Source organism: Neobacillus niacini (assembly GCF_031456445.1).
In the GTDB taxonomy this organism is placed as follows: domain Bacteria; phylum Bacillota; class Bacilli; order Bacillales; family Cytobacillaceae; genus Neobacillus; species Neobacillus niacini_I.
In genome coordinates this window covers 210507-219305 of the sequence record NZ_JAVDUQ010000002.1, presented here as the reverse complement: position 1 = coordinate 219305, position 8799 = coordinate 210507, and the positions used below count along the sequence as shown (strand labels likewise).

9 protein-coding genes are annotated in these 8799 nt (G+C 38.7%); all 9 read right to left on the bottom strand.

The genetic code is table 11. From position 1 onward, the window contains the following. Positions 1-4 precede the first annotated feature (4 nt). Entirely contained in the window at positions 5-550 is a 546-nt protein-coding gene (gene accB, locus J2Y67_RS03820; protein WP_310170770.1) for an acetyl-CoA carboxylase biotin carboxyl carrier protein, read from the bottom strand. Between the two features lie 33 nt (positions 551-583). Further along, complete coding sequence (gene accC, locus J2Y67_RS03815; protein WP_310170768.1) at positions 584-1936, bottom strand: acetyl-CoA carboxylase biotin carboxylase subunit; 1353 nt, start codon at positions 1934-1936, stop codon at positions 584-586. Next, positions 1929-2393 carry an acetyl-CoA carboxylase biotin carboxyl carrier protein gene (locus tag J2Y67_RS03810; RefSeq protein WP_310170766.1) on the bottom strand — a complete coding sequence of 155 codons (465 nt, stop codon included), beginning with the start codon at positions 2391-2393 and terminating at the stop codon, positions 1929-1931. Before J2Y67_RS03810 ends, accC begins: the two co-directional genes overlap by 8 nt. A gap of 451 nt (positions 2394-2844) precedes the next feature. Next, complete coding sequence (locus J2Y67_RS03805) at positions 2845-3387, bottom strand: hypothetical protein (RefSeq protein ID WP_310170764.1); 543 nt, start codon at positions 3385-3387, stop codon at positions 2845-2847. Between the two features lie 569 nt (positions 3388-3956). Next, positions 3957-5099, bottom strand: a complete 1143-nt coding sequence (locus tag J2Y67_RS03800; RefSeq protein ID WP_310170761.1) for a citrate synthase/methylcitrate synthase — start codon at positions 5097-5099, stop codon at positions 3957-3959. 129 nt (positions 5100-5228) lie between these two features. Further along, positions 5229-6317, bottom strand: coding sequence for a class III poly(R)-hydroxyalkanoic acid synthase subunit PhaC (gene phaC, locus J2Y67_RS03795; protein WP_310170757.1), 1089 nt, complete (start codon positions 6315-6317; stop codon positions 5229-5231). Between the two features lie 52 nt (positions 6318-6369). Then, complete coding sequence (locus tag J2Y67_RS03790; RefSeq protein WP_310170754.1) at positions 6370-6786, bottom strand: polyhydroxyalkanoic acid synthase subunit PhaR; 417 nt, start codon at positions 6784-6786, stop codon at positions 6370-6372. An 86-nt stretch (positions 6787-6872) separates the two neighbouring features. Further along, positions 6873-7841 (bottom strand): electron transfer flavoprotein subunit alpha/FixB family protein, encoded by a 969-nt coding sequence (locus tag J2Y67_RS03785; RefSeq protein ID WP_310170751.1) that lies wholly within the window; start codon positions 7839-7841, stop codon positions 6873-6875. Positions 7842-7860: 19 nt separating this feature from the next. Then, complete coding sequence (locus J2Y67_RS03780) at positions 7861-8625, bottom strand: electron transfer flavoprotein subunit beta/FixA family protein (protein ID WP_310170748.1); 765 nt, start codon at positions 8623-8625, stop codon at positions 7861-7863. Between the last annotated feature and the right edge of the window lie 174 nt (positions 8626-8799).

The window sequence follows — 8799 nt, the reverse complement described above, 5'->3', positions numbered from 1 at the left end:
ATTCTTATGATTTCGGTTTCACTAAAAAGAGAGGCTGCCCATGTTCCACCAGCTGACCATTTTCTACGAGGACATCAACAATTTCGCCGTTCATTTCAGCTTCAATTTCATTAAAGAGTTTCATTGCCTCGAGTATGCATACAACTGTAGATTTTTCAACTTTCTCACCAATACTAACAAAAGGTGCGGCATCCTCAGCTGGTGCTCGATAGAAAATTCCCACCATAGGGGATACGATTTTAGAAAGATTTTCGTTGGAACTAAATTGAGCTCTTTTATGTACCTTTTCGACCCCTTCCTTGGCAGCAGCTGCTTCAACCTGTGTTTTTGTAAGTTCCTTGATGGCATTAGTTTTGGATTCCATAGCTGGTTGAGTGACAGGCTGATTTGCCAGCACCGTAATATTTTCCCTTTCCTGAACGGTAGAATGGTTTGTTGAAACATTTCTTTGGATCGAAATTTTCGAATCGCCTTCTTCAATTTCTAATTGTTCAATGGAGGAATCATCGATGAGCTTGATCATTTCTCTAATTTCCTGGATTTTAAACATTAGGTGTCTCTCCTTTATAAATGTTAATAAGCCTTATGCCTCTATCTGCAATGGATTCAATTCAAGAAATTTTGTATTAAACTCCCCTTTTACAAAGGATTCATGTTCAAGTAATGTTAAATGAAACGGAATCGTAGTGTGGATGCCACTGATGACAAATTCATCAAGGGCCCTTTTCATACGTTGAATGGCTTCTTCGCGGTCTTTTCCCCAAACAATCAACTTTGCGACCATCGAATCATAGAAAGGCGAGATCACACAACCTGGATAAACAGCACTATCCACTCTTACACCGTAACCACCTGGAGGCAGATAAGTTTCTACTTTCCCTGGTGATGGCATAAAGTTCTTTGCTGGATTCTCGGCATTGATACGGCATTCGATTGCCCAGCCGTTTATTTTAATATCACTTTGGTTAAAGGAAAGCGGATATCCAGCTGCCACTAAAATCTGCTCCTTAATTAAGTCAATACCCGTTATTAATTCCGTAACAGGATGTTCAACTTGAATACGAGTGTTCATTTCCATGAAATAGAAATTACCGTGTTTATCCAACAGAAATTCAACGGTACCGGCTCCATGGTAATCAACAGCTGTTGCAGCACTTACAGCTGCAACGCCCATCTGTTCCCGGAGCCCTTGTTCAATCGCTGGTGATGGTGCTTCTTCAACCAGCTTTTGATGGCGGCGCTGGATAGAACAATCTCTTTCGCCTAAATAAACAACATTTCCGTGCATGTCCCCGATAATTTGTATTTCAACATGACGAGGTTCCTCAACATATTTCTCAAGATATACACCTGGATTTCCAAACGCCGTTTCTGCTTCCTTCTGCGCTTGGCGGATCGCTTTTCGCAGTTCCTCTTCATTCTCTGCTACCCGCATGCCCTTGCCTCCACCGCCAGCTGTTGCCTTTACAATGACTGGAAATCCAATTTCCTTTGCAATCATTACCGCTACTTCCAGGTCTTTGATCAGACCATCCGTACCAGGCACAGTAGGTACCCCAACCTTCTTCATGGTTTCTCTTGCGACAGCCTTATCTCCCATTTTGTTAATGGCTTTAGGATCGGGGCCGATAAACGAAATGTTACAATCAAGGCAAATTTCCGCAAAGGTTGCATTTTCCGCTAAAAATCCATATCCGGGATGAATGGCATCCGCATTGGTTAATAAGGCAATGCTGATGATATTCGTGATATTTAGATAACTTTCCTTAGTGGCGGTTGGTCCAATACAATACGATTCATCTGCCATGCTCACATGCAATGCTTCATGGTCAGCTTCTGAGTAAACGGCAACCGTTTTAATCCCCATTTCTTTACAAGCCCTGATCACACGAACGGCAATCTCGCCACGATTAGCAATAAGTATCTTTTTAAACATGTGCCATTTCCTTTCTGACTGCAACTTTATATAGCGGCTGCCCAAAATCGACGAGCTGTCCCTCTTCAACCAGGATATTCTCAATTACACCATTAATATCTGATTTAATTTCATGGGTTAACTTGAGGGCTTCCACGGTACAATGTCCAATTTGTGATCCGATTTCCACGATATCCCCTTTTTTTAATAAAGGTTGAAACTTTCCTACATAATAGGATTGAAGCACGTGCGGTTGAGGATTTTCATCCACTAAACTTTCCATTGCCTCGGATGTGTCGGAAATTTGCTCCTCAGATATATTAACAAGTTGTTGTACCGTTTCGTTTACTGTAAAAGTTTGTTTTGTAGACCCTTTTTTGATTGAAATTCGGAAACTACTATTTATAACTTCTAATTTTTCGAGAGATGATTGTTCAACTAATCTCAACATTTCTCTGATTTCAAGCATTTTGATCATTGGTTGTACCTCCATATTGATTTCAGCTGATTTGACAAATTATATATTTATATCAAACTTCAAAGTACTAGACCTCCTATTTATATGTAAAGGTATTTACAAAGTTTGATATTCGCTTACAATTTTGGAAATATTAAGTTTTTTCTCGATATAAATTTAACCCGTTTTTTTAGCACAATTTACTGGGGATGAATCCATTGGCTCCTTTTTAGTAAAATGGTAGGTTAAGTAACTATAATGAATTTTTGCACTAGCAAGATTATCACATAGTGAACACTTAATTTGATACGAGGCTTTGGTAACATGAGGAGTTTCTAACAATGGCAAGGTTTCTTTCATATGTTTGATACACACCCACATACTTTCACTCCTTCATTAATTTTTCCATATTTTCAAATTATCTATGTGTCAAATCTAGTATTTTTTATTACCCGAAAGTTACTGATAGCAATTAATAGGATAGAAAGGAATTCTTAAATGGATTTGTCACGAAATTAAAGAATGTTTTCTGACTTGTTTGGATAATCGAAAACATTTGATTTGCATTTTTCACATATAGCTCTCGATTATTTCTTCTGTTTTCAATATATTTTTCCAAAGTGGATTTGATAGTATCTGGATACTCACTTTTTAACAGATTGTTTAAAAGTCCTGTTAGGACCTCAGATGATTGTTTTTTAATCTGATCAACTTGATTATTAATTTCTTCATAGGATTGAAAAAGAAACAGATTGTTTAAAGATGCAGTTGAAGATAATAGTTCTTCCCGGGAGATTTCTTCCCATTCAAAGAGTTCTTTGACAAAACGGATTATAAGTTTATTTAAATTTGTTTGATTTTGTTTTACATTTTCAGCCAATTGCTTTATAAATTGAAGAAGAACATCCTCTCGAGAATTCTCCCTTTTATCCCAATCATCTATAATTTGAATCGAATGATTCAATAATTGGTTTAACCCTGAACCATTTTTTTCGAGCCCTTTTATTTCTGTCAATTCAATTCCTCCTACTTGGATAGATTTAAACCACGCAATTAAAGCTAGCCGACATGGCTGACAATTGAAAGTTCATTTTTTGTCTCTTTTAAATTTGTTTTTATTAATTTAAGTTTTTAAAATTGCTAAAACCTTTGCGAATTCTAAGCCGATCCCTTTAGTAGCACCTGTAATCATAACAGTTTCTGTTGGCATCCCCCGTTAAGTCCTCCGTGTCTTAATAATCTGTTGAAATTCCATTTCCCAGGATTAAGAATATTCAAATATTTTTAAATCTTAATTCGATTATAATCATTAATATTAATTAAATAAAATTAAAAATTTTAAATTGTAATTAAGTATCACTAATATTCGGAATCGCATTATTGGTCCTTGATGAACTCTGTAGGAATAGACATAAAAGATGACTTCTTTAGAAGAAGTCACCTCAAATTTACTTAAACTATCGCATAAACTGTCACATATATTGTCGCATGAGGTATCGGATTCCTCCCGCCCCCAAGCGGGACACAGAGAAACGAAATATTCGCCCTTTCTAGTTCCATTTGTCTTTTCTTAATCATACTTACTTACGTTAAGCTAGCTACTTCTATTGCCTTGCGAGACTCACCTAAGAGCTCAAGCTTCTCGGATTGTTTCCCAATATATTTTGCTTCTGGACGGAAAATGGTATTATCTAGTGACTGTTCAATGACATGGGCTGTCCAGCCAACCATCCGGCTTACAGTAAAAGTTGGTGTAAACAAACTAGGAGACATATCAATTGCCTTCATCACTGCAGCTGCATAAAATTCAACGTTCGTATTGAGCTTTCTTCCCGGTTTATATTCCTCCAGCAACTGAACTGCAAGCTGTTCAACATAAGAGGCGAGTTCCAGAGATGCATCATCCGCTCCAACTTGTTTCACAATTTCACTTAGCGCTTCTGCCCGTGGATCGCGTGTTTTATAAACACGGTGCCCAAAGCCCATTAGATATTCTTTCCTTTCCAGCTTTTGGCGAATCCAAGTTTCCGCAGTTTCCTTATCCTTAATCTCATTTAACATGTCTATTACGCCAGTAGGTGCGCCGCCATGCAATGGACCCTTCATTGCTCCAATCGCTCCTGTTACGGCAGAAACTATATCCGATTCTGTAGAGGACACCACTCTGGATGTAAAGGTTGAGGCGTTCATCCCATGCTCCATCGTTAATATCATATAAGCCTCCAGCGCCTTTGTATAGGCAAAAGAAGGTCGCTCGCCGGTTAACATATAGAGATAGTTTTCAACATGCCCCATTTCCTTACTTGGCTTTACAATCTCTTTACCGTTTACTTTTCGATAAATCATGGCCGTAATGACGGGAATAACTGCAGTTAATCGAATTGCCTGTTCAATAGTAGGCTTCCAGCCAAATTCCTTCGTACCTAAAGCAGATATGGCAGTTCGGACTTGGCTCATGATCTCCATGTCAAGAGGAAGTGTTTGAATTAATGAATAAATATAGGAAGGTAAATAACGATTATTTGCCAACAATTCAGAAACGATTTGTTTTTCTTGATCTCCCGGCAAGTATCCAAACCAGATTAAATAGGCGACTTCTTCAAAAGAATAATGTAAAGCTAATTCTTTCGCATTGTAACCCCTATAAATTAATCTTCCTTGTTCTCCATCAACCAAGCTTATAGCGGTTTCAGCAGCTACTACATTTTTTAAGCCCTTTTGAAACATACTTACTCCCTCATTTCCTATATTAATCCTTGCTTATTTATGGTGTTAGATTGTATTCATTCTTATTATCTTTTCTTATCCTGCTTTAATTTGAAAATGAAGACTATTTCATTTGAAAGGTCTCCTCCTTTAGCTGGACCGTTCTTCCAACCAGTCACCAATCGTTGGATACGTAATTTTTGAAGCTTTACTTCCAAAAGCAATAGAAGTATGTCCAACAGGTAATTTGATATATTGTTTATCTTTGCTGGAGATGTGATTCATCAATGCTTCTACTTGATGCGGCGGAGCAATATTATCCATTTCACCCGATAGGTTCAACACATTGGCGGTGATTTCCTTAAGGCTGACCTGTCGGCCGCGGATCATCAGTTCCCCTTTAATCAATTTGTTTTGTTGATAAAAATCTCTAATCCACTGACGGTAGCTTTCACCTGGAAATGGAATCCCGTCGTTTAACCATTTTTGCAAAAGTTTAAAGCCCCTTACGAAACCTTCATCCTCTGCACGATCGAAAAGACTGACATATGGCCCGTAAAAGTTAGCCATCGGTTTGAGCAATTTGTTTCCCATGTCAATCATTTCAGGTGGAATATTACCGAGTGTTTGGACCACTTTATCAATATCAAAATACTGCTCATCCAGCATAGCACCGTATAGTCCAGTTTCTTCAAAATCAAAAGGGGTTGTCATAAAAACAAGGTTGCGAATTGGCAATTCAGGATGCAGTGCTGAAAATATGGATGTTATCGTACCGCCCATGCAGTAACCAAGGATTGACACTTCTTTCGCGTCGGATTTCCGCATTATCTTACGAACTGCACGCGGAATATAGTCCAAAATATAATCATCCAATTTCATATTTCTATCTTCGGAGCCTGGTGTACCCCAGTCGAGGAGATAGACATCAAACCCCCGATTGACCAGATATTCAACTAGACTGCTCCCCTTGGCTAAATCCATGATATAGGGTTTATTGATCAAAGCATAAATCAATAGAAGCGGAATTCTATGTTTTTTCTGATGTTCAGAAAAATATCGATACAGTTTCGTTTTATTTCTGGACCAGATAACTTCTTTCGGTGTTGGTCCCACTTCAGGCTCAGCTTCCTGCATTAATACTTTGGTCGCTATTTTTGCACGTCTATACATCTGTTGATAATCATTAGGCATGTTTTCAAATAATTTTTCGTATTCTGCTGAAAAAAGAACGCTCATGACTACACCCCTTAAATAGATTAATAATGAATGGTTAATTTTAAAGAAACATTTATGAATTATTTGTTTTGATACTACTTGGGGGATTTAATAGATTAATGATTTGATTTAGCTTATTATCAAGACTCTTCATATCCTTTTTTAAATTTAGGATATCATTTCGCCTTGTCACCAAATCTCCTTGATTATCAATCGATTCTTGGACGAATTCCTCCATATCATCCACCTTGGCATCTAAATTGACAATCTGGGTAGAAATATGGCCAAGATCCTTCTTTGATGGCAGATTTACAGATTCAAAATAACGTTCTGTTGTTTCATTCACCATTTTCTTGAATTGAAGGTTCATTTCCAACAGCTGTCCTATCCATTGAGAAGGAAATTCCTTCGACATTTTCTCATCTAATAAGTTAGTGTATTTGGAATAATACTCTTTCCAGGTTTCATAAAAGTTGAAGATTTCAGTCATCCTTTTCTCCTCCTATTATCCGAATTTTTATTTATGAAAATTTGCTATTCTTATTAAAATGGAATTTTTCAATAATCTCTTATGTGTTAAGAGTTTACCAGCATTCTTTTGAATTCTTCCGTTAGAAGTGGAACCACCTCAAACAAGTCACCCACAATACCATAATCTGCGATTTGGAAGATTGGGGCTTCTGGGTCTTTGTTAATGGCCACGACAATTTTAGAATTGGACATACCAGCTAAATGCTGAATGGCACCGGATATCCCACAGGCAATATACAAATCAGGGGTGACGACTTTTCCCGTCTGTCCGATTTGCATTGAATAATCGCAGTACTCAGCGTCGCATGCACCGCGGGAAGCACCTACCGCTCCACCCAGTACATCTGCCAGTTCCTGAAGCAGCTTAAAACCTTCGGACGATTTAACACCGCGACCACCAGAAATCACTACTTTCGCTTCTGATAGATCGACACCGCCTGTTGCTTTTCGTATTACTTCTTTTACAATCGTCCTTAAGTCTTTTACATCAGCATAAAAACGCACAATCTCAATCGGTCCGCTACTTCCTTCCACTGGGATGTTATTCGGCCGGACAGTTGCGAATGGAATACCAGATATTACTTTCCTTTTCTCAAACGCTCTTCCTGAGTATATTGGACGTGTAAAGATTACGTCATCGTCTTCAACTTGAACATCAACTATGTCGGACACAAGTCCTAGACCGTAACGCCCCGCAATGCGCGGTGCAAGATCTTTCCCGATTGCTGTGTGGGGCATGAGAATCGCTTGTGGATCAACATGATCGATTATCTGGCATAATGCTTGAGAGTAAGCATCGGTCGTATATACATCAAGTTCTTCATTGCCAACGATATAAACTTTATTTGCTCCATGTTTTCCAAAAACATTTGCATAATGTGTGGCAGCACTGCCGTAAGCGACTACAATAATTTCCCCGCCTTCCGCAATGCGTTGCGCTGCAGTCAGCGCCTCAAGTGAAACACCTCTTAATTTTCCAGCTTTAGCTTCCGTCACTACAAGTACTTTTCTCATGTTGGTATGACCTCCTATGTTAAATGACCTTCGATTTACTGCGAAGAAGTACAGCCAGTTCAGAAACTTGAGCCTTAATCTCCCCGTTTAGCATTCGGACTGCACCTTTTTTCGGTGGAAAAAATATCTCTGTAGGAATAGTTTTTACTTCTAGAACTTCATCGAATTCTAAATTACCAATCTCTAAGCGCTCGATTGGTTTTTTCTTCGCTTTCATGATGCCGGGAAGTGAAGGATAACGCGGTTCATTTAATCCCTGTTGCGCTGTGACCAAAACTGGGAGTGAAACGATGATAACCTCTTTATCTCCTTCCACATCACGTTCGACAATCGCCCTGTTTCCATCAATCTCCAGTTTTGTAATCGTGGTCATTTGTGGAATATTGAGTGCCTCTGCAAGCCGCGGCCCTACTTGTCCACTACTATTATCAACCGCCATATTACCTCCGAGTATGATGTCAAAATCCCGATTTTTAATAACTGCCTCCAGGATTTTCGCTGTACTGTATTGATCAAGATTTAGATCTTCGCTATCCACTCTCACCGCTTTATCTACACCCATGGCAAGCGCCGTACGTAATGCATTCTCTGACCGTTCCGGCCCAACAGTGATAACCGTTACTTCTCCACCATGTTCTTCACGCAATTGGATGGCTTCTTCAATCGCATATTCATCGTAAGGATTAATGATGAAATTTACACCTTTTTCACTAATGGTGCCGTTTTGGAGTACAATTTTCTCTTCAGTATCGAATGTTTGTTTCATCAAAACCAGGATGTTCATTTTTTGTCTCCCCTTGAAGTAATTTTTTAATCTATAAATTCCTTGTAGGCAATGCGCCATCAAAAATCCTGGAAACTTTTACTTCACCTACACTGTTTTTCGCCAGTACTTCTCCTCACTACCAGGTTGTCAGGCTTTTTGTCTATCGCTCTTTATTCTTTTATTTTTCCTTTT

Excerpts from the sequence above, each read along its gene's own strand:
- accC (WP_310170768.1), bottom strand. The coding sequence starts at position 1,936 with ATGTTTAAAAAGATACTTATTGCTAATCGTGGCGAGATTGCCGTTCGT.
- J2Y67_RS03785 (WP_310170751.1), bottom strand. The coding sequence starts at position 7,841 with ATGAGAAAAGTACTTGTAGTGACGGAAGCTAAAGCTGGAAAATTAAGA.
- J2Y67_RS03800 (WP_310170761.1), bottom strand. The coding sequence starts at position 5,099 with ATGTTTCAAAAGGGCTTAAAAAATGTAGTAGCTGCTGAAACCGCTATA.
- accB (WP_310170770.1), bottom strand. The coding sequence starts at position 550 with ATGTTTAAAATCCAGGAAATTAGAGAAATGATCAAGCTCATCGATGAT.
- J2Y67_RS03810 (WP_310170766.1), bottom strand. The coding sequence starts at position 2,393 with ATGATCAAAATGCTTGAAATCAGAGAAATGTTGAGATTAGTTGAACAA.
- J2Y67_RS03790 (WP_310170754.1), bottom strand. The coding sequence starts at position 6,786 with ATGACTGAAATCTTCAACTTTTATGAAACCTGGAAAGAGTATTATTCC.
- phaC (WP_310170757.1), bottom strand. The coding sequence starts at position 6,317 with ATGAGCGTTCTTTTTTCAGCAGAATACGAAAAATTATTTGAAAACATG.
- J2Y67_RS03780 (WP_310170748.1), bottom strand. The coding sequence starts at position 8,625 with ATGAACATCCTGGTTTTGATGAAACAAACATTCGATACTGAAGAGAAA.